Here is a 19,968-nt window from a genome sequence, read left to right on the forward strand (position 1 = left end):
AGCCGAACAGCTGCGAGGAGGAGCACCGATGAGCCGGGTGGCGGTGATCGGCGCCGGGGTCGGCGGGTTGGCCGCCGCGATTCGGCTGGCCCACGGCGGGCACGACGTCACCGTCATCGAACAGGCCGATACCGTCGGCGGGAAACTGGCCCGCTGGACCCGACAGACCCCCGACGGCGCGTTCACCTTCGACACCGGGCCGAGCCTGCTGACCCTGCCGCAGGTCTTCGCCGACCTGTTCGACGGCACCGGCGAGCCGCTGGAGAAGGTGCTCGACCTGGTCGAGCTGGATCCGATCGTGCGGCACCGATTCCCGACCGGGCCCGGCGGGTCGGGAGGCCGGGTCGACCCACGCCGTGTCGACCCACGCCGTGTCGACTCGTGCTGGCTCGACTCGTGCGCCGACCCGGCGGCGTTCACCGAACGGGTCGCGGTGGCCTTCGGCGACGGGGCCGCCGACGACTGGCAGCGGGTGTGGCGCCGGGCCCGGCGGATCTGGGACGCCTCCTGGCGGGACGTGCTGCGCCGGGAGGTCGGCTCGCCGCTGGCGATGGCGCGGATGGCGTACCGGCTCGGCGACCTGGCGGCGGTCGCCCCCGGCCGCAGCCTGCGCGGGGTGCTGCGCCGCGAGGTGCGCGACCCGCGACTACGGACCCTGCTGGAGCGGTACGCCACGTACACCGGCGCGGACCCTCGGCGGGCTCCGGCGGCGCTGCTCGCCGTGCCGTACGCCGAGTTGACCTTCGGCGGCTGGTACGTGCGGGGCGGGCTGGGGGCGCTCGCCGACGCGCTACTGTCCCGCTGCCTGGACCTGGGCGTGGTGGTGCGGACCGGGTCGATGGTCACCGCGATCGACGCGGCCGGTGGCCGGGTGCACGGCGTCCGGGTGGCCGGTGAGGCCCGTCCGGTGCCGGCCGACGTGGTGGTGGCCAATGTGGACGCGTCCCGGGTCTACCGGGAGCTGCTGCCGCACGCCCGGCGGCTGACCCGACTGACCGACCGCAGCCTCGGCGGTTTCGTGCTGCTGCTCGGCGTGCGCGGCCGGACCCCGGAGCTGGCCCACCACACGGCGTTCTTCCCGCGCGACTACGACGCCGAGTTCGACGCGGTGTTCGGTGACCCGGGGCGGGGTCGGCCGGCTCGGCCGGCCACCGATCCGACGATCTTCGTGACGGTCGCCGACGATCCGGCGGCCCGGCCGGACGGCCACGAGGCGTGGTTCGTGCTGGTCAACGCGGCCCGGCAGGACCTGTCACTGGCCGGGGTGGACTGGCGCCGGCCGGGTCTGGCCGACGCGTACGCCGATCAGGTGCTGCGGGTGCTGGCCGACCGGGGGGTGGACGTGCGGGACCGGCTGCTGTTCCGCGAGGTACGCACGCCGGCGGACCTGGCCACGGCGACCGGCACGCCGGGCGGGTCGATCTACGGTACGGCCGGCGGGCTGCTGCGCCCGGCGAACCGGGCACCGGCGGCCGGGCTGTTCCTGGTCGGCGGGTCGGTGCATCCCGGTGGCGGGCTGCCGATGGTGACCCTGTCAGCGCAGATCGTCGCCGACCAGATCGGCCCGGCCGGCCGCTGAGCCAACGCCCAGGACCGTCAGGCCAGGGCGCGGCGGACCGCGGTGAACAGTTGGCTGAGCCCGAACAGGCCGAGCAGCACCCAGACTGCGGTGGCCAGGGTGAGCACCCCGGCGGCGAGGTCCGGCGCGATCAGCCCGGCGGCACCGGCCAACAGCAGGCCGACCAGGGCGATGCTGACCCGGGTCGGTCGTTCCCCGACCGTCACCGCGCCGATCTCCCGCATGCCGGCCGCCGCCGCCCGGGCCCGCAGGTACTCGTGCAGCCAGGACAGCGTGCCGGCGGCGACGACCAGCGGGCCGGGGGCACCGGCCAGCCAGAAGCCGAGCAGCCAGAACGCCTCACCCGCTCGGTCGGCGAGCGAATCGTAGACGTAGCCCAGCCGGGTGGTCCGGCCGGTGACCACGGCCAACGCGCCGTCGACGGTGTCGGCGACCGCGGCCAGCAGCACCAGGCCGGCGGCGGCGAGCAGGCCGGGACCGCCGCGCGGGGCAAGCACCGGCACCCCGAGGCAGAGCAGCACACCGGCGACGGTGACCGCAGTCGGGCCGACCTTGGCCCGGCCGAGCAGGTCGGCGACGGCGTGCGCGGCGCGCAGCCAGTACCGCACCACCGGGGTGGCGGTGCGGGGGTCGAAACCGCCGTGCAGCCGCGCCCAGGTGACGGCGTAGTCCTGCCAGTTGAGCCGGGTCTCCACGACAGCTCAACCGCTGCGGGACGGCTCGGGTGGCGGGCCGGTCACGCCCGGGCGCCGGCGGCGACGTTGAGCCACACCTCACGGGTGGCCGTCGACCGGTTCATGGTGATGAAGTGCAGACCGGGCACGCCCTCGTCGATCAGCCGCTGGCAGAGCTGGTTGGCCTGGTCGATGCCGAGCCGACGGACCGCTTCGGCGTCGTCGGCGACCCGGGCGAACTGGGCGGCCAGCGCCGGCGGGAACGGAGCCCCGGACAGCTGCTCGGAGCGCTCGATGGTGGCCAGTTTGGTGACCGGCATCACGCCGGGCAGGATCGGGGTGTCGCAGCCGGCCGCCGCGACCCGGTCCCGCAGCCGCAGGTAGTCGTCGGCGTCGAAGACCATCTGGGTGATCGCGAAATCCGCACCGGCCCGGCATTTGCGGATGAAGTACCGGGTATCGGTGGCGATGTCCGGCGAGCGCGGGTGCTTGTACGGGAAGGCGGCCACGCCGACGCTGAAGTCGCCCGACTCGCGGACCAGCCGGACCAGGTCCTCGGCGTAGCGCACCCCCTGCGGGTGGGCTACCCACTCCCCGGTCGGGTCACCGGGCGGGTCACCGCGCACGGCGAGCACGTTACGCACCCCGGCACCGGCCAGCCGGCCGATGACGTTGCGCAGCTCGGCGACCGAATGGTCGACGGCGGTCAGGTGCGCCATCGGCAGCAGGGTCGTCTCGGTGGCGATCCGTTCGGTGACGTCGACCGTGGTGTCCCGGGTGGTGCCACCGGCGCCGTAGGTGATCGACACGAACGACGGCCGCAGCGGCTCCAGCTCGCGGATCGCCTGCCAGAGCAGCCGCTCACCGGCGGGGGTCTTGGGCGGGAAGAACTCGAACGAGAAGGTCGGCTGGCCGGCGCGGATCAGCTCCCCGATCGACGGCTGCGAGCCGGGGAGTACGGACGGTAGACCGAGAGCCACGCAGCCGACTGTACCGGGTGGCTTGCGGGCGGCGCATCGACCAGCCGATAGCGTCAGGGAGTGGCAGACAGCATCACGGTGGCGCCGACCGACCGGGCAGACCTGCGTCGACGTGTCGACCAGGCGTTGGCCGACTTCCTCCAGGGCCGGCGACGCTGGCTGGGCGACATCGACGAGGCGCTGCTGCCGGTGGCCGCGGCGATCGAGGACTTCGTGCTCGGCGGCGGCAAACGGCTGAGGCCGGCGTTCGGCTACTGGGGTTACCGGGGAGCCGGCGGCGGCGACTCACCCGAGGTGGTCACGGCCCTGGCCGCGCTGGAGTTCGTGCAGGCCAGCGCCCTGATTCACGATGATCTGATGGACGGTTCGGACACCCGGCGCGGCGAGCCGTCGATCCACCGGCGGTTCGCCGCACACCACCGGCGCAGCGGGTGGCGCGGGCCGGCGGACGGCTTCGGTGCCTCGGCGGCGGTGCTGCTGGGCGACCTGTGCCTGGTCTGGTCCGACGAGCTGCTGCACGGTGCCGGGCTGACCGACGAGATGCTGCGCAGGGGCCGGCCGGTCTTCGACGAGATGCGCACCGAGGTCACCGTCGGGCAGTACCTGGATGTGCTCACCCAGTTCACCGGCGACACCTCGGTGCACCGGGCCACCCAGGTGGCCCGGCTCAAGTCGGCGAAGTACACCGTGGAGCGGCCGCTGCTGCTGGGCGCGGCGTTGGCCGACGCGCCGGCCGCCGTCGCCGCCGGCTACTCCGGGTACGGGATGCCGCTCGGGGAGGCGTTCCAGCTGCGCGACGACGTACTCGGGGTGTTCGGTGACCCGGCGCTCACCGGCAAGCCGGCCGGCGACGACCTGCGGGAGGGCAAACGTACCTTCCTGGTGGCGTCGGCGTACCAGACGACGTCGCCGGCCGGGCGGGCGTTGCTGGACGACCGGCTCGGTGACCCGACGCTCGACGCCGACGGGATCGAACGGCTGCGCGAGGTGATCGTCGCCAGTGGCGCGTTGGCCGTCACCGAGGCGCGGATCACCGAGCTGACCGAGCGGGCGTTGACCGCGCTGGGGCCGGTGCCGGTCGATCCCGAGGCCGGGCAGGTGCTCCGGGAGCTGGCGGTGGCGGCGACCACCCGTACCGGCTGACCGCCGCCCACCCCAGAACGGCTCAGCTCAGCCGGTAACTGTTGGCGAAGTTGTTCGGGCTGCAGACGTTGAGCTGGCTGCGTACCTGGTCGTAGCTGAACCCGGTCGGCACCCGGCAGGCCCACATCCCGACCACCGGCACCCGGATCCGGTAGCTGTTGGCGAAGTTGTTCGGGCTGCACGTGTTGAGCCGGCTGGTCACCAGGTCGTAGGTGTACCCGGACGGGACGGTACAGGTGGAGATGTTGTCCCTGGGCAGCCGCAGCCGGTAGCTGTTGGCGAAGTTGTTCGGGCTGCAGACGTTGAGCCGGCTGACCACCAGATCGTAGGTGTACCCCGACGGCACCGAGCAGGCGTAGGTGCCGTCCAGGTTCTGCCCGACCGTCCAGCTGAAGGCGGTCGCGGCGGTCCGGTTGGCGGCGTCGCGGGCGGTCACCGTCACGCTGTACGTCCGGACGGTCGTCGGCGTCCCCGTGATCAGCCCGGTCGAGGAGCTGATCGACAGCCCGGCCGGCAGCCCGGTCGCCGACCAGGTGTACGGCGCGGTACCACCGGAGGCGGTCATCCGCAGGCTGACCGGAACGCCTCGCGGCGTGTTCTGCGCGCCCGGGTTGTCGACGGCCGGCCCGCCCGGCGTACCGCCGCCGGTGTTGACGAACAGCAGCCGGTTCGGCGAGCCGCTCCCCGCGTTGGTGATCTTGTTGGGGGTGGCGATGGTGGACATCGCGGTCGCGACCTGGGCGGGGGTCAGGTTCGGGCTGGCGCCCAGTAGCAGCGCCGCACCGCCGGCGACGTGCGGTGCCGCCATCGACGTGCCGCTGATGGTGTTCGTGGCGGTGTTGCCGGTGTGCCAGGCCGAGGTGATGCTGACCCCGGGCGCGAAGATGTCGGTGCAGCTTCCGTAGTTGGAGAAGGAGGCCCGGGCGTCGTTGCTGGCGCTGGCGTTGACGGTGATCGCCTGGCTGACCCGGGCCGGGGTGAAGTTGCAGGCGTTGGCGCTGGAGTTGCCGGAGGCGATCGCGTAGACCACGCCGTCGGCGATGGAGTTGCGTACCGCGTTCTCCAGGGTGGTGTTGCTGCCCTGGCCGCCCAGGCTCATGTTGGCCACCGCCGGACCGGAGGTGTGGTGGCCGGTCACCCAGTCGACCCCGGCCGTCACCGCGGCGAACGAGCCGCTGCCCGCGCAGTCGAGCACTTTCACGGCGACCAGGCGGACCGCCTTGGCCACCCCGTACGAGGTGCCGCCGACGGTGCCGGCGACGTGGGTGCCGTGCCCGTTGCAGTCGGAGTTGCTGCCGCCCACCGTGTTGACGCCCCACACCGCCCGGCCGCCGAAGTCGTTGTGCGTGGTGCGGATGCCGGTGTCGATGATGTACGCGGTGACGCCGGACGCGGTGTTCGGGTAGGTGTAGGCGTTGTCCAGTGGCAGATTCCGCTGGTCGATCCGGTTCAGGCCCCAGGACGGCGGGTTGGTCTGGGTGGCGGTGGTCCGCACCTCGCCGTTCTGCTCGACGTAGGCCACGTCGGGGTGGGCGGCCAGCCGGCGGGCGGTCCGCTCGCTGAGCCGGCCGGCGAAGCCGCGCAGCGCGTGCCGGTAGGTGTAGTCGACCCGGGCACCGTACCGGCCGGCCAACGTGCTGGTGAGTTCGTCCACCCGGCGGGCGGACGCGCCACGGTCGGCGAAGACGACGAGGTAGCTGTCCTTGATCGCGGTCGGGTTGGCGGTGCCGAGGATCTCACCGGCGGCCTGCGCGGGTGCCGCGGCGACGGTGCTGAACGCCAGCAGCGCCGCCAGTGCCGCGCCGACGGCGGCGAGCCGCCCGCCACGAACATGTCGAACCTTTCCCATGACAGAATGTCCCCTTCGAGAAAGAACAGAACGGGGTAGGTAGGTTCGCGCGACCGTGGTACGGACACTAAACGATCAGATGACGCAGATCAATGCATCACATCACGGCGAACTTTGCCGTAAACAAATCGGTGCGAATTCATAGCAGTTTCTGGTCAACGGTCGTCTCCGCCGGCGTCCCCGGGCTGGCGCCCGGACGGCGCCGCAGCCGGGCGAGCAGCCAGTCGCCCTCGCCGGCGACCGGGGTGCGCTGCACGCCGCGTCGCCCCAGCCACACCCACACCGACAGGGTGAACAGCACCATCGCGAAGCCGAACAGCAGATCCTCGACCGGCGCGTACGCGATCCGCAGCCCGACGATGGCCGCCGGGTCGTAACGCACGATGTCGCGGCCGGTCAGGATCCCGTTGGACAGCAACTGGAAGCCGACGATGATCGGGTAGGTCGCCCAGAAGACCGCCCGCAGCACCAGCCGGGTGCGCAGCGCCACGAGGTCGACCAGCACGGCGGCCACCACCCCGAGCAGCGCGGCGACGGTGTAGCTCACCGGACCCGCCGCCGGTCGGCATCGGCCTCGTCGCCCGCCGGCCGGTGGTCGGCCTCGTCGCCCGCCGACCAGCGGTCGTCGGGGCGGCGTGGGCGGCCGGGCGGGGTACGCACCGCGCGGACCGCCTCGAACCCCAGCACCGTGCAGATCGGCACGACCACGAAGAACAGCAGTTCGTCCAGTGGCAGCCGGCCGGGCAGCAGCACCCCGGTCGTCTGGGCGGGGTCGAAACTCCAGTGTCCGACGGCGATCGCGGCCAGGTCCCAGGCGACGAAGACCGCCACCACCGCCAGCAGGGTCAGCGCCAGCCGACGCCACCGGCGGAGCACGTTGACCCGCAGCGCCGGCTCCAACCAGATCGCGGCGAACAGGCAGCCGGCCAGCACCGCCAGGTAGCTGAGCTGACCCATGCCGGTCAGAAACCCTCGGCCTGTGCCCGACGTTTCACCTCGCGGGCGCGGTCCCCGCCGAGCGCCGTCGCGGGCGTGCCGGGCAGCGAGTCGTCCGGCCGGTACAGCCAGCCCAGCATCTCCTCGTCGGAGAAGCCGGCGTCGTGCAGCAGGGTCAGGATGCCGGGCAGGTGCTTGCGTACGGTGTGGTTGGCCACCAACTCGGCCGGCACCCGGCGGACCCCGTCGCGCCGGACGGCGAGCAGCTCCCGGTCCCGGACCATCTGGTGGACCTTGCTGATCGTCACGTCGAGGCGTTCGGCGACATCGGGCAGGGTCAGCCAACCGGCCGGCTCCCCGGCGGTCACCGGCCCGGACCCGCCGGGGGCCGGCGGCGCTGGGGTCGAGGCGGGATCTGTCACGTCACCACCCTGCCACGCACCACCCCCGCCGGCACCACTGACCCCGTCCGGAGGCACGCCCGGGTGATCCCGTCCGGTTCCTCCCTGGCTCCTCCCTGCCTGGGTCGTCGGGTGGTCGCCGTACGCTGCCGGCAGGTAACGGTTTGGCCCGGTTCGGTGGACCCGGCCTGATCGGAGTTCTGCCCTCCCCCTGCGGCCGCATAGACTGCCAGCCGATGGACACACAGGTCGCCGACTCGCTGCTGGGCTCGTTGATCGACGGGCGGTACCGGATCCGTGCCCGGGTGGCACGGGGTGGCATGGCGACCGTGTACACGGCGACCGACGAACGGCTCGAGCGCACCGTCGCGCTGAAGATCATCCATCCGACGCAGCTCAACGACGTGCAGGGCCGCGACGCCGGGTTCCTCGACCGGTTCACCGACGAGGCCAAGACCATCGCCCGGCTGACCCACCCCAACGTGGTCGCCGTCTACGACCAGGGCACCCATCTCGGGCTGCCGTACCTGGTGATGGAGTACGTCCGGGGCCGGACGCTGCGCGACGTGCTGGCCGAGCGACGGCGGCTCAACCCGGGCGAGGCGCTGGCGATCCTGGAGCAGATGCTGGCGGCGATCGGTGCCGCCCACCGGGCCGGCCTGGTGCACCGCGACGTCAAACCCGAGAACGTGCTGGTCGCCGAGGCGCCGACCGGTGGCGCCGGGAACCTGATCGACAGCGTCGTGAAGGTCGCCGACTTCGGTCTCGCCCAGGCGGTGCAGGCCAGCGCCGAGGCCGGCGGCGGCCAGTTGATGGCCACCGTGGCGTACGTGGCACCGGAGCTCGTCACCCAGGGCCGGGCCGATCCGCGTACCGACGTCTACTCGGCGGGCATCGTGCTGTTCGAGATGCTCACCGGTCGGGTGCCCTACGACGGCGACCGCCCGGCGGAGGTCGCCTGGCAGCACGTCGACCAGGACGTGCCACCGCCGTCGCAGTCGGTGCCGGGTGTCCCGGCGATGGTCGACGACCTGGTCGTCCGGGCCACCCGCCGGGATCCGGGTCAGCGCCCCACCGACGCCGGAGCGCTGCTGTCCGACGTCCAGGTGGTCCGCGACGATCTCGGCAACGCGAGCGCCAACACGGCGGTGCTGCGCCAACTGGCGCAGCCGACGATGGCGGTCTCGCCGGTGCCGGAGGCCGAGCGCCCGTCCTGGGCCCGACTGCCGGAGCCGAAGGACCGGCGCGACCGGTCGGCACCGCGCCGCCGGGCCGCCTCCAGCACCGTGGTCCGCTCGGCCGCCGCCGGTGGGCCTCCGGTGATCGCCAGCGGCGGGGCCGACCCGGCGCCCGCCCGCCGGCGCGGCGTCGAACGGAGCCGGGCGAAGAGCACCGAGCCGCCCGGCGGCGCAGGCCCTGGCGGGCTGCGGGACCGGCTGGCGGAGGACCCGCGGGCCCGGCTGGCGGCGATCGCCGGGGCGCTGGTGTTCCTGCTGCTGCTCGGGGTCGGCGGCTGGTGGCTCGGGGCCGGCCGGTACACCGTCGCGCCCAGCATGGTCGGCCTCGACCAGGCACAGGCGCAGGCACTGGCCGCGCAGCGCGGCCTCACGATCAGCGTCGCCGACCCCCGGCACGACGAGACCATCGCCCGGGATCTGGTGCTGGCCCAGGATCCGCCCGGCAACGGCCGGGTCGTCCGCGGCGGCGAGATCGTACTGACCTTCTCCCTCGGCCCGGAGCGCTACGAGGTGCCGGACGTGGTCGGCAAGACGCTCGACCTGGCCCGGGTCGACCTGGAAAAGGCGCAACTGGTGTTGGAGCAGGCGGCCGACCGGTACGACGACAACCTGCCCGCCGGCGTGGTGGCCGCCGTCGACCCGCCGGTCGGCACCGAGGTGCAGGCCGGCGACGTGGTGAAGGTGACGGTCAGCAAGGGCCGGGCCCCGATCACCGTGCCCAACGTGGTGGGGCTCAACGTCGACGAGGCACGCCGGATGCTGGAGGAGCTCAAGCTCGAGCCGCTGGTCGCCTCCGAGGAGTCGGACAAGCCGAAGGACCAGGTCATCAGTCAGGAGCCGGCGGACGGCGCCGGGGTGGAAGAGGGTACGGAGATCAAGCTCAGGGTGAGCGAGGGCCCGCCGGCAATCGTGGTGCCGAGGATGATCGACCGGCCGTGTCAGGAGGCGCTGGCCGAGCTGCAGGGCCTGGGCTTCCCGGTCCGGGTCGACTTCAACCCCAACGGCACGGTCCGCTACCAGACCCCGAACGACGGGTCCGAGGTGCCGCCGGGCACCGAGATCGTGATCGGCTGTCTCTGAGATGCCGGTCGACGGTTCCGCCGGGCACCGGCCGGTCGGCTCGCACACGCCCACCTCGGGCGGGCTGGCCCGGGCCGCGCTGCCGTACGCCGCCGCGGCCGCCTCCGAGGTGGTGCAGGTGTACGTCGGCAACTCGCGCGGCTGGGCAATGCCCGCCGGTGACCCGGCGCAGGACGTGGCGTTCCGCGACGGCTGCGCCGAACGTGGGCTGCGCGCGTACATCCACGCCTCGCTGCTGGTGAACCTCGGCTCGCCGACCGCCGCCACGGTGGAACGCTCCGCCGCGACCCTGGCGCACGCGCTGCGCCGGGGCCGGGCGATCGGCGCCGAGGCAGTTGTCTTCCACGCCGGCAGCGCCGTCGACGACGGCTACGCCGACACCGCGATGCGTCAGGTACGCGAGGCGCTGCTGCCGTTGCTGGACGACGCCGAGGCCGCCAACGGGCCGACGCTGCTGGTGGAGCCGAGCGCCGGCGGCGGCCGGTCGCTGGCGTCCCGGGTGGAGCATCTGCGGCCGTACCTCGCCGCGGTGGACTGGCATCCCCGGATGGGGGTCTGCTTCGACACCTGCCACGCGTGGGCCGCCGGGCACGACGTGGCCACCCCGGGTGGCATGACCGCGACGGTCGACGCGCTGGTCGACGCCGTCGGGACGGACCGGCTGCGGCTGGTGCACGCCAACGACTCCCGCGACGGTTGCGGGTCCACCCGGGACCGGCACGAGACGATCGGCGCGGGCATGATCGGCGAGGCGGCGTTCGCCGAGTTGATGCGGCATCCGGCCACCGCCGGCGTGCCGGTGCTGGTCGAGACGCCGAGCGAGAAGCACGTCGGGCACGCCGCCGACATCGCCACGCTGCGTCGCCTGGCCGAGGTGGCGGACGGCCCGGCCGGGCTGGTGGCCGTCCGCCAACCGTCGTCAGCGCGCTGACCCGAGGTCAGGTGCGGAGCTTGCGGTAGGCCCGCGCGGCGAGCGGGGCGAAAATCGCGGTGATCAGCAGTGGCCAGCCGATCGCGAGCCACACCGCGCCGTCGACCAGCGGACCGTCGGTGACCCCGGTCGGGTTGCCGAACAGTTGCCGGGCGGCGGTGGCGGTGGCCGACAGCGGGTTCCAGGCGGCGATCGTGCCGAGCCAGCCGGGCATGGTCTCGGCGGACACGATCGCGGTGGAGAGGAACCCGACCGGCCAGACCAGGACCTGCACGGCCATCGTCGCGCCTTCGCCGCGCAGCAGCAGGCCGAGGTAGATGCCGAGCCACAGCAGGGCGAAGCGCAGCCACAGCAGCAGCCCGACGGCCAGGGCGATCGACGCCGGGCCGGCGTCGATCCGCCAGCCGACGGCCAGCCCGCCGCCGATCAGTACGAGCAGTTCGACCGCCGAGGTGGACAGGTCGGCGCCGACCCGGCCGAGCGAGACCGCCGCGCCACCGATCGGCATCGAACGGAACCGGTCGGTAATCCCCTTGCGGGCGTCCTGTGCCATCGCGATGCTGGTCGCCTCGACGCCGAACATCATGGTCAGGGCGAGCATGCCGGGGAGCAGGAACGCCAGGTAGTCGCCGCCGCCGGGGACGGTGATCGCCCCGCCGAACAGGAACCCGAAGATCAGCAGCAGCATGATCGTGAAGAGCAGGTTGAAGATCGGGGTCCACGGTTGGCGTGCCCAGTGGGCCAGGTCCCGTTGGGTGATGATCCATCCGGCGCGCAGGGTGGTCACCGTCCGGCCTCCTTGTCGGTCAGCGCGAGGAACACCTCGTCGAGCGTCGGGCGGCGCAGTTGCAGGTCTTCCGGGGTGATTCCCAGGTCGTCGAGGGTGCGCACGACGGCGGCCAGCCCGGTGACGGCGGCGCCGACCTCGACGGTCACCCGGCGTGCATCGTCGTCGACGGTCACCGGCGCGCCGACCGCACGGCGCAGTCGATCGGCGAGTGGCTCGAGGGGTTCGCCCGCGGCCAGGGCGAGGCTGACCCGGTCGCCGCCGATCTGGCGCTTCAACGCGTCCGGGGTACCGCTGGCGGCGACCCGGCCGTGGTGCAGCACGGTGATCCCGGTGGCCAGTTGGTCCGCCTCGTCGAGGTACTGGGTGGTCAGCAGTACCGTGGTGCCCTGCTCGGCGACGCCCCGGACACTGCGCCACACCTCGTTGCGGGCGCGGGGGTCCAGGCCGGTGGTCGGCTCGTCGAGGAACAGCACCGCCGGTGCGACGATCATCCCGGCGGCGATGTCCAGCCGGCGACGCATGCCGCCGGAGTAGGTGGCCACCGCCCGGTCGGCGGCGGCGGTGAGGTCGAACTGGGCGAGCAGCGTATCGGCGCGCCGCCGTGCGTCGATCTTGCTGAGCCCGTAGAGCCGGCCGAACATCACCAGGTTCTGCCGGCCGCCGAGGATCTCGTCGACGGCGGGGTTCTGACCCACCACGCCGATCCGTTCGCGGACCCGTCGGGCCTGGGTGCGTACGTCGAGTCCGGCCACCCGCACCGCACCGGCGTCGAAGTCGATCAGGGTGGCCATGGCCTTGACTGCGGTGCTCTTGCCTGCGCCGTTGGGACCGAGCAGACCGTGGATGCCTCCGGCGGGGACCTGCAGGTCCACACCGTCGAGGGCGGGCAGGTCGGCGTACCGCTTGCGGAGGCCGTGGGCTGTCAGGGCGTGTTCCGTCGTCACTCGCGCTCCTAACTCCGTATGGGTTACGGAATATACCGCCGCAACACCGTACACCACACGGGATATCCTTCGCAGATGGCTGATCAGGACGTCGACCGCACCCTGACGCTGCTCTGGCGCCGCGCCCTGGGCACCCCGCAGGGCACCCGCGGGCCGAAACAGCGGGTCAGCGTGGACGAGGTGATACAGGCGGCGATCCAGGTGGCCGACGACGGAGGCCTGTCCGCCTTCTCCCTGCGCAAGGTGGCGGACCGGCTCGGCCTGAAACTGATGTCGATCTACACCTACGTGCCGGGCCGGTCCGAGCTGATCGGCCTGATGGTGGACGAGGTGATGGGCGAGCAGCCGCTACCGCCGCACTCCGGCGACCTGCGGCAGCGCCTGCACTCGGTGGCCCGCCACCAGTGGGACGAGGCGCACCGCCACCCGTGGCTGCTGCACGTCGACAACAGCCGGCCGTGGATCGGGCCAAACGGATCGGACCGCTACGAGTGGCAACTGGCCGCGATCGAGGGCGCCGGATTCACCGACCTGGAGATGGATCAGGTCGTCACCCTGATCAGCGGATTCACCGCCAGCGCAGCCAAGGCCTCCATCGAGGCGCGACAGGCCCTCAGCCAGTCGGGGATCACCGACGCCCAGTGGTGGGAGATCAACGCGCCGATTCTGGAACGGGTCATGCCGCCCGACGCCTACCCGATCTCGTCGCGGGTCGGCACCGCCGCCGGCCAGGAGTACAACGCTATCGGCGACCCGCACCGGTCGTTCCTGTTCGGGCTCGACCGGATCATCGACGGGCTGCAGCGGCTACTGGAGCGCTAGCGGCGCAGAATGGCGCCGAGCACCTCGCCCGCCCGGTCCACCGCCGCGTCGTCGACGTCCAGGTGGGTGACCAGCCGGGCGGCGGTCGGCCCGACCACCGACACCAGCACCCCGTCGGCCCTAGCCGCCTCGGCCAACGCCGGGGCGGCCAGCGGGGTCTTGGTCAGGTCGAGACCGACGATGTTGCTGCGCACCTGGTCCGAGCGCACCACACCGTACGGCTCCAGTGTCCGCGCCAGCCGGGCCGCCCGCACATGATCGTCGGCGAGCCGGTCCACGTGGTGCGCCAGGGCGTACCGCCCGGCGGCGGCGAGCACCCCGGCCTGACGCATCCCCCCACCCATCCGCTTACGCAGGACGCGGGCGGCCGCGACCCGCTCGGCGCTGCCGACCAGCACCGAACCGACCGGCGCGCCAAGCCCTTTGGACAGGCACACCGACAGAGTGTCGAACAACGCGCCGTACTCGGCCAACGGCACACCGTCGGCGACGTGGGCGTGCCAGATCCGCGCCCCGTCGCAGTGCAGCGCCACCCCCACCGCCGCGGTCACCTCACGCAGTCGGCGCAGCACGTCCAGCCCGATGATCTGTCCGCCGGAGCGGTTGTGGGTCTGTTCGACGGCGACCGCCCGGGTCGGGACCGCGCCGTACCCGGCCGGGCGGATCATCGCCGCGGCCAGGTCGGGGTCGAGGTCGCCGCCGGCGGCCGGCCAGGTCCGCGAGGAGATTCCGCCGTACGCGGCGGCGGCGCCGACCTCGTAGGTGACCACGTGGGCGTCGGCGTCGCAGAGCAGTTCGCCACCCGGCGGCACCAGGGTCTGCAGGGCGACCTGGTTGGCCATCGAACCGGTCGGGGCGAACAGTCCGGCCTCGTGGCCGAACATCGCCGCGACCTGCGCCTCCAGTGCGTTGACCGTCGGGTCCTCGCCGTACACGTCGTCGCCGACCTCGGCCGCGGCCATCGCCGCCCGCATCCCCGGCGTCGGTCGGGTGACGGTGTCCGACCGCAGGTCGATCACCGGCCCGGTGGCGCTGCCGGCCAGGGCCGGCTCAGCCACGGAGCATCTCCGCGACCAGGAAGGCCAGCTCCAGGGACTGCTGGGTGTTGAGCCGCGGGTCGCAGGCGGTCTCGTACCGGTCCGGCAGGTGGATGTCCTCGATCGCCTGGGCACCGCCGAGGCACTCGGTGACGTCCTCGCCGGTCAACTCGACGTGCAGACCGCCGGGGTGGGTCTGCAGGCCCCGGTGCACCTCGAAGTAGCCGAGCACCTCGTCGACGATCCGGTCGAAGTGGCGGGTCTTGTAGCCGTTGGACGACTCGTGGGTGTTGCCGTGCATCGGGTCGCACTGCCACACCACCCGCGCACCGGCGGCGGTGACCTTCTCCACGATCGGCGGCAACGCGTCGCGGACCTTGTGGTTGCCCATCCGGCTGATCAGCGTGAGCCGGCCGGGAATGTTGTCCGGGTTGAGCTTCTCGCACAGCTCGAGGGCCTGCTCGGGGCTGGTGCCCGGGCCGAGCTTGACGCCGATCGGGTTGGCGATGCGAGAAATGAAGTCGATGTGCGCGCCGTCGATCTGCCGGGTCCGCTCGCCGACCCACAGGAAATGCCCGGACAGTCCGTAGGGGCGGTCGCCGGAGATCCGGGTCAGCGCCCGGTCGTACTCCAGCGCGAGCGCCTCGTGCGAGCAGTAGAGGGTGACGGTGCGCAACGCCTCGTCGTCGGTCATCCCGCAGGCCTGGATGAACGCCAACGCCCGGTCGATCTCCCGGGCGATCGCCTCGTAGCGTTCGCCGGCCGGGGACCGCTTGACGAACCCCTTGTTCCAGTCGTGCACCGCGTGCAGGTCGGCCAACCCACCGGCGAGGTAGGCGCGGAGCATGTTCATCGCGGCGGCGGAGTTGGCGTACGCCCGGATCATCCGCTGCGGGTCGGCGACCCGGGCCTGTGCCGTGGTGTCCAGCGAGTTGATCATGTCGCCGCGGTACGCGGGCAACCCGAGCGCGTCAGTCGGCGACGAGCGGGGCTTGGTGTACTGGCCGGCGACCCGGGCAACCTTGACCACCGGCAGCGACGCGCCGTACGTCAGCACCACCGCCATCTGCAGGATGGTGCGGGCGTTGGCCAGCAGGTGGCTCTCGGTGTTGTCGGTGAAGGTCTCAGCGCAGTCGCCGCCCTGCAGCAGGAAGGCCTTGCCGTCACAGACCAGCGCCAGCCGATCCCGCAACTGGTCGACCTCGTACGGGGCGACCACCGACGGGACGTTGCCCAGCACCTGGCACACCTCGTCGACCACGGCCGGATCCGGCCAGGGCGGTGTCTGTGCCCGGGGCAGGCCACGCCACCGGTCCAGCCCGAACGCCTCGTCCTCGACCGAGTCGGCGGCGGGACGGCTGGTCTGCAGGCTCGGGTGCCCGACCGACGGATAGCGCAACTGATGCCATTCTTGGCCCATGGCCAAAGCCTAGTCCGGCGGCGCGGCGGCGCCCCGGCCGGCCGGGGCGGTACCCGGCGCACCTGCCGGATCGGCGTCAGCGGCGGCGTCGCCCGGATCGGCGTCAGCGTCGGTGTCGCCCGGATCGGTGTCGCTGGGCTGGTCCGGCGTGGCGGTCTCGTCGTGGATGCACCAGCCGCCGTCGCCACTGCCGGCCGGCGTCACGGTGAACACGAGACTGACCCGGACCGTCTCCGCCCCGGCCCGGAGCGTGATGGATCCGACGGCGGCGGTGACGGTGGCGGTGACCTCGTGGCCGACCGGGACCGGCCGGGAATCCACGATCTCCGCCCGCTCCACCAACAACGATTCGGCGAAGTCGCCGTTGGGGCCGGTGGCGCTCGCGTCGAAGATCTCCTGTGTCGCGGTGCAGAGCTGGGCGCGCCCTTTATCGACGTCCTTGGTGGCCATCGCATCGAGGTAGTCCTGCACGAGCCGCCGGGACTCTTCGGCACCAACGGGCCCGTCCGTTCCGGTCGGCCCCGGTCCCGGTTGTGGTTGCGGACTGCCGGTGCAGCCGGTGGCCGTCAATGTCAGCAGGGCCAGGGCACCGACGGCCACACTGCGGGCTGGTAGCGCCCGGGTCCGCATCCGTAGCGCACTGGTCCGCATCCCGTGCCTCCCGTACCGCTGGCCGACGTCGCCGCTGGCCGCCATCACCAGCCGCCGAGTCTACGACCGGGCCGGCGGTAACTGATCCGTCGAGGGATTGACATGCCGTCGACACAGTCGTAGCTTCCTTGTCGAATCGCTTCGTCGAAGCGTTTCGACAACCGAAGTCGGCTCCCCTCTCCACCAATCAGCCGCGCTCGAGAGCCCGCCGTCAGCAGGCGACCTCACCGCGGTCCGTGACCTTCACCCGACCCCTGTCCCGTGGCGGCGCCTGCACCGCGCCGCCACTGCGGCACACCCGCGAGGAGGCTGGAAGTGTTCCGTCAACCGAGAACAAGCACCCGCACCCTGATAGCCGCCGTACTCACCGCCACCGCCCTGACCTTGTCGGCCTGCGGCGCCGACGCCGACGACAGCGGCGACGGCAGCACCCTTCGCCTGTGGCACTACGAAGGCGCCAACAGCGCCATGGGCATCGCCTGGGCCGAAGCCATCAAACAGTTCGAGGCCAGCCATCCGGGCGTCACCGTGGTCTACGAGGAGAAGGGCTTCGAGCAGATCCGGCAGAACGCCGGCATGATCCTCAACTCCGATCAGGGCCCGGACATCCTGGAGTACAACAAGGGCAACGCCACCGCCGGCCTGCTGTCCAAGCAGGGGCTGCTCACCGACCTCAGCGACGTGGTGGCCGAACGCGGCTGGGACGAGATGATCTCGCCGAGCGTCGCCACCACCTGCCAGTACGACGCCAACGGGGTGATGGGCGGCGATACCTGGTACGGCATCCCCAACTACGGCGAATTCGTCATGGTCTACTACAACAAGGACATGTTCGCCGAGTACGACCTGTCGGTGCCCACCACCTTCGCCGAGTTCGAGGGCGTGCTGGACACCTTCGTCGACAACGGCGTCACCCCCATCTCGGTCGGCGGCGCCGAGTACCCGGCCCAGCAGATCCTCTACGAGTTGGCGTTGACCCAGGCCGACCGGTCCTTCGTCGACGACTTCCAGCTGTACGCCAACCCGGTCGACTTCCACGGGCCGGAGTTCAGCTACGCGGCCACCACATTCGCCGAGTGGGTCGACAAGGGCTACATCGGCGCCGACTCCGCCGGCATCAAGGCCGAGGACATGGGCGTCGCCTTCACCCAGGGCAGCTTCCCGATCATGATCTCCGGCAGCTGGTGGTACGGCCGGATGAGCGACGAGATCACCGGCTTCGAGTGGGGCACCTTCCTCTTCCCCGGCAGCGACCTGCACCCCGGCTCCGGCGGAAACATCTGGGTGGTGCCGAGCAACGCCAAGAACAAGGACCTCGCCTACGACTTCATCGACATCACGATGCAGCCGGACATCCAGAACCTGCTCGGCGAGTCCGGCGGGGTCCCGCTGGCCGCTGACCCGGCGGCGATCAGCAACCCGAAGGCCAAGGAGCTGATCGAGAACTTCAACACGCTCAACGACTCGGACGGGTTGGCCTTCTACCCGGACTGGCCGGCACCGGGCTACTACGACGTCCTGGTCGCCGGGATCCAGCAGCTGATCAACGGCAGCAAGTCGCCGGACGAGGTGCTCGACGAGATCGCCAAGCCGTACAACGACAACCTGGCCAGCATCGGCGAGTGAGCGACGACCGTGCGCCGGGGACGCCGGTCCCCGGCGCCCGGTCTGCTCCGGGAGGTTCCATGGTCAAGCCGCTCACCCGCCCCCACCCCGGTACCCGCGTCGGCGCCCGGAAAGCGGACTACGGATACGTAGCCTTCCTGCTGCCCGGGATCGTGCTGTTCCTCGCCGTGATCGTCGTGCCGCTGCTGATGAACATCGGGATCAGCTTCACCCGGTGGTCCGGCGTCGGGACGCCGGAGTGGATCGGGTTCGACAACTACGACCGGTTGCTGCACGACACCAACTTCTGGATCTCGTTCCGCAACATCGGCTTCATCATCCTCGCGATGGCGGTGCTGCCGACGCTGCTCGGCCTGTTTCTCGCCGCGGTCCTGTTCGACTACGTGGCCAAACGGATCGGCCCACGTACGGCGAGCGTGTTCCGGTCCGGGCTGTACCTGCCGCAGGTGCTGCCGGTCGCGGTGACCGGCATCGTCTGGGGCTGGATCCTGCACCCCAGTTACGGTGCGCTGAACTCGATCCTGGAGCGTGTCGGCCTGGGCGCCCTCGCCCAGAACTGGCTCGGCGACCCGGCGTACGCCCTGCTCAGCGTCATGGCGGTGATGGTCTGGTTCCAGCTCGGCTACCCGGTCGTGATGTTCATGGCCGGACTGCAACGGGTCGATCCGGAGCTCTACGAGGCGGCCGACCTCGACGGAGCCGGCTGGTTCCAGCGCTTCACCCGGATCGCGGTGCACCAGATCAAGCCGGAGATCTACGTCGTGCTGGTCACCACCACCATCGCCGCGCTGAAGATCTTCGGGCAGATCTTCGTGCTGACCCGGGGTGGCCCGGGCAACGCCACCCTGGTGCCGTCGTACTTCGCCTACCAGAACTTCTTCGAGAAGGCCGACGCCGGATACGGCTCGGCGATCGCCACCGTACTGACCGCCATCATCGTCGTGCTGACCTACCTGTTCCTACGGATCCAGACCCGCGACGAGCGCCTGGAAGGGAGCTGAGATGGTCGCCGCCACAGCTGCCCGGCGCGGCCGGCCCGGCCGGCTGACCGCCTCGACCGTCCTGATCGGCCTGACCGTGCTCACCCTGCTGGTGCTGGCGCCGTTCCTGGTCGTGGCGCTCAACGCGGTGAAGGCGCCGGCCGAGTACGCCGCCAACGGTCCGCTCTCCCTACCCGGCGAGCTCTACCTGCGCGGCATCGTCGACTTCTGGTTCCGGGTCGACTTCGGCGAGAAGCTGTGGAACAGCTTCCTGATCAGCGCCACGGTCGCCGTCGGCGCGGTGGTGATCTCGGTGCTCAACGCGTACGCGATCGGCATCGGCCGGATGCGCGGACGACTCGCCTTCCTGATGTTCTTCCTGCTGGCCAACCTGCTGCCGCAGGAGGCGCTGGTCTACCCGCTGTACTACCTGTCCAAACAGGTCGGGCTCTACAACAGCCGGATCGCGGTCATCATCATCTTCACCGCGATCCAGGCCGCGTTCGGCACCTACCTGCTCTCCTCGGTGTTCCGCGACTTCCCGCGACAGCTGCTGGAGGCCGCCGCGATGGACGGGGCGGGCAAGTGGCGGGTGCTGTGGAAGGTGGTGGTGCCGACCAGTTGGCCGACGCTGTCGGTGCTGTTCACCTTCTTCTTCATCTGGACCTGGAACGAGTTCTTCCTGCCGCTGATCTTCCTCATCTCCAACGACAAGCAGACGGTGCCGGTCGCGCTCGGCGTGCTGCAGGGAGACCGGATGATGGACGCCACCACCACCAGCGCGTCGGCGCTGCTCGGCATCGTGCCGGCGGTGCTGTTCTTCCTCATCTTCCAGCGCACCCTGACCCGGGGCGTGCTGGCCGGCGCGGTCAAGTAGGACCTGACCC

Annotated in this window: 19 protein-coding genes; 8 read left to right on the forward strand and 11 right to left on the reverse strand. The window is 71.7% G+C overall.

Going from position 1 to position 19,968, the window contains the following annotated elements:
- Positions 1-28 precede the first annotated feature (28 nt).
- Entirely contained in the window at positions 29-1,579 is a 1,551-nt protein-coding gene (locus tag EDC02_RS16250) for an NAD(P)/FAD-dependent oxidoreductase (protein WP_123602694.1), read from the forward strand.
- 17 nt (positions 1,580-1,596) lie between these two features.
- On the opposite strand, the gene EDC02_RS16255 is transcribed toward EDC02_RS16250, so the two are convergent.
- Positions 1,597-2,274, reverse strand: coding sequence for a CDP-alcohol phosphatidyltransferase family protein (locus EDC02_RS16255; RefSeq protein ID WP_123602695.1), 678 nt, complete (start codon positions 2,272-2,274; stop codon positions 1,597-1,599).
- Positions 2,275-2,315: 41 nt separating this feature from the next.
- Positions 2,316-3,233 carry a methylenetetrahydrofolate reductase [NAD(P)H] gene (gene metF, locus EDC02_RS16260; protein WP_123602696.1) on the reverse strand — a complete coding sequence of 306 codons (918 nt, stop codon included), beginning with the start codon at positions 3,231-3,233 and terminating at the stop codon, positions 2,316-2,318.
- Positions 3,234-3,293: 60 nt separating this feature from the next.
- Here metF and EDC02_RS16265 point away from each other — a divergent pair, with 60 nt between their 5' ends.
- A complete protein-coding gene (locus tag EDC02_RS16265; RefSeq protein ID WP_233605963.1) occupies positions 3,294-4,376 on the forward strand; it encodes a polyprenyl synthetase family protein in 1,083 nt (360 codons plus the stop codon).
- A 22-nt stretch (positions 4,377-4,398) separates the two neighbouring features.
- Here EDC02_RS16265 and EDC02_RS16270 read toward each other — a convergent pair whose 3' ends face one another.
- The 4 genes from EDC02_RS16270 to EDC02_RS16285 form a co-directional block, all read right to left on the reverse strand.
- On the reverse strand, positions 4,399-6,225 hold the full coding sequence (locus EDC02_RS16270) for a S8 family peptidase (protein ID WP_123602697.1): 1,827 nt from the start codon (positions 6,223-6,225) through the stop codon (positions 4,399-4,401).
- A gap of 139 nt (positions 6,226-6,364) precedes the next feature.
- Positions 6,365-6,772 (reverse strand): lycopene cyclase domain-containing protein, encoded by a 408-nt coding sequence (locus tag EDC02_RS16275; protein WP_123602698.1) that lies wholly within the window; start codon positions 6,770-6,772, stop codon positions 6,365-6,367.
- Positions 6,769-7,182 carry a lycopene cyclase domain-containing protein gene (locus EDC02_RS16280; protein ID WP_123602699.1) on the reverse strand — a complete coding sequence of 138 codons (414 nt, stop codon included), beginning with the start codon at positions 7,180-7,182 and terminating at the stop codon, positions 6,769-6,771. Before EDC02_RS16280 ends, EDC02_RS16275 begins: the two co-directional genes overlap by 4 nt.
- Before the next feature lie 5 nt (positions 7,183-7,187).
- Positions 7,188-7,583, reverse strand: coding sequence for an Rv2175c family DNA-binding protein (locus EDC02_RS16285; protein WP_158632205.1), 396 nt, complete (start codon positions 7,581-7,583; stop codon positions 7,188-7,190).
- A 215-nt stretch (positions 7,584-7,798) separates the two neighbouring features.
- On the opposite strand from EDC02_RS16285, the gene pknB reads away from it, so the two are divergent.
- Positions 7,799-9,880, forward strand: coding sequence for a Stk1 family PASTA domain-containing Ser/Thr kinase (gene pknB, locus EDC02_RS16290; protein WP_123602701.1), 2,082 nt, complete (start codon positions 7,799-7,801; stop codon positions 9,878-9,880).
- A gap of 1 nt (position 9,881) precedes the next feature.
- A complete protein-coding gene (locus tag EDC02_RS16295; protein WP_123602702.1) occupies positions 9,882-10,811 on the forward strand; it encodes a deoxyribonuclease IV in 930 nt (309 codons plus the stop codon).
- A 7-nt stretch (positions 10,812-10,818) separates the two neighbouring features.
- Here EDC02_RS16295 and EDC02_RS16300 read toward each other — a convergent pair whose 3' ends face one another.
- Together EDC02_RS16300 and EDC02_RS16305 are read right to left on the reverse strand one after the other, a co-directional pair.
- On the reverse strand, positions 10,819-11,598 hold the full coding sequence (locus EDC02_RS16300; RefSeq protein WP_123602703.1) for an ABC transporter permease: 780 nt from the start codon (positions 11,596-11,598) through the stop codon (positions 10,819-10,821).
- The gene (locus EDC02_RS16305) at positions 11,595-12,545 is read right to left on the reverse strand and encodes an ATP-binding cassette domain-containing protein (RefSeq protein ID WP_123602704.1); all 951 of its coding nucleotides are present in this window, start codon (positions 12,543-12,545) and stop codon (positions 11,595-11,597) included. Before EDC02_RS16305 ends, EDC02_RS16300 begins: the two co-directional genes overlap by 4 nt.
- Before the next feature lie 75 nt (positions 12,546-12,620).
- On the opposite strand from EDC02_RS16305, the gene EDC02_RS16310 reads away from it, so the two are divergent.
- On the forward strand, positions 12,621-13,367 hold the full coding sequence (locus EDC02_RS16310) for a TetR/AcrR family transcriptional regulator (RefSeq protein ID WP_123602705.1): 747 nt from the start codon (positions 12,621-12,623) through the stop codon (positions 13,365-13,367).
- Here EDC02_RS16310 and EDC02_RS16315 read toward each other — a convergent pair.
- From EDC02_RS16315 to EDC02_RS16325, 3 genes are read right to left on the reverse strand one after another with little or no spacing between them, the layout of a single operon-like run.
- Positions 13,364-14,386, reverse strand: coding sequence for a low specificity L-threonine aldolase (locus tag EDC02_RS16315; protein WP_123604846.1), 1,023 nt, complete (start codon positions 14,384-14,386; stop codon positions 13,364-13,366). The two genes, EDC02_RS16310 and EDC02_RS16315, sit on opposite strands and share 4 nt — an antisense overlap.
- A 31-nt stretch (positions 14,387-14,417) precedes the next feature.
- A complete protein-coding gene (locus EDC02_RS16320; protein ID WP_123602706.1) occupies positions 14,418-15,824 on the reverse strand; it encodes a class II 3-deoxy-7-phosphoheptulonate synthase in 1,407 nt (468 codons plus the stop codon).
- Positions 15,825-15,833: 9 nt separating this feature from the next.
- Entirely contained in the window at positions 15,834-16,523 is a 690-nt protein-coding gene (locus EDC02_RS16325; protein WP_158632206.1) for a hypothetical protein, read from the reverse strand.
- Between the two features lie 267 nt (positions 16,524-16,790).
- Here EDC02_RS16325 and EDC02_RS16330 point away from each other — a divergent pair, with 267 nt between their 5' ends.
- Genes EDC02_RS16330 through EDC02_RS16340 form a run of 3 tightly spaced genes read left to right on the forward strand, consistent with a single transcriptional unit; the run spans position 16,791 to position 19,958 of the window.
- Positions 16,791-18,101: an extracellular solute-binding protein gene (locus EDC02_RS16330; protein WP_199757657.1), complete on the forward strand. Its 1,311-nt coding sequence runs from the start codon at positions 16,791-16,793 to the stop codon at positions 18,099-18,101.
- A gap of 59 nt (positions 18,102-18,160) precedes the next feature.
- Positions 18,161-19,102: a carbohydrate ABC transporter permease gene (locus tag EDC02_RS16335; RefSeq protein WP_123602708.1), complete on the forward strand. Its 942-nt coding sequence runs from the start codon at positions 18,161-18,163 to the stop codon at positions 19,100-19,102.
- Between the two features lies 1 nt (position 19,103).
- Positions 19,104-19,958, forward strand: coding sequence for a carbohydrate ABC transporter permease (locus tag EDC02_RS16340; protein WP_123602709.1), 855 nt, complete (start codon positions 19,104-19,106; stop codon positions 19,956-19,958).
- The last annotated feature ends 10 nt before the right edge of the window (positions 19,959-19,968 follow it).

Source organism: Micromonospora sp. Llam0, from assembly GCF_003751085.1.
GTDB lineage: Bacteria > Actinomycetota > Actinomycetes > Mycobacteriales > Micromonosporaceae > Micromonospora_E.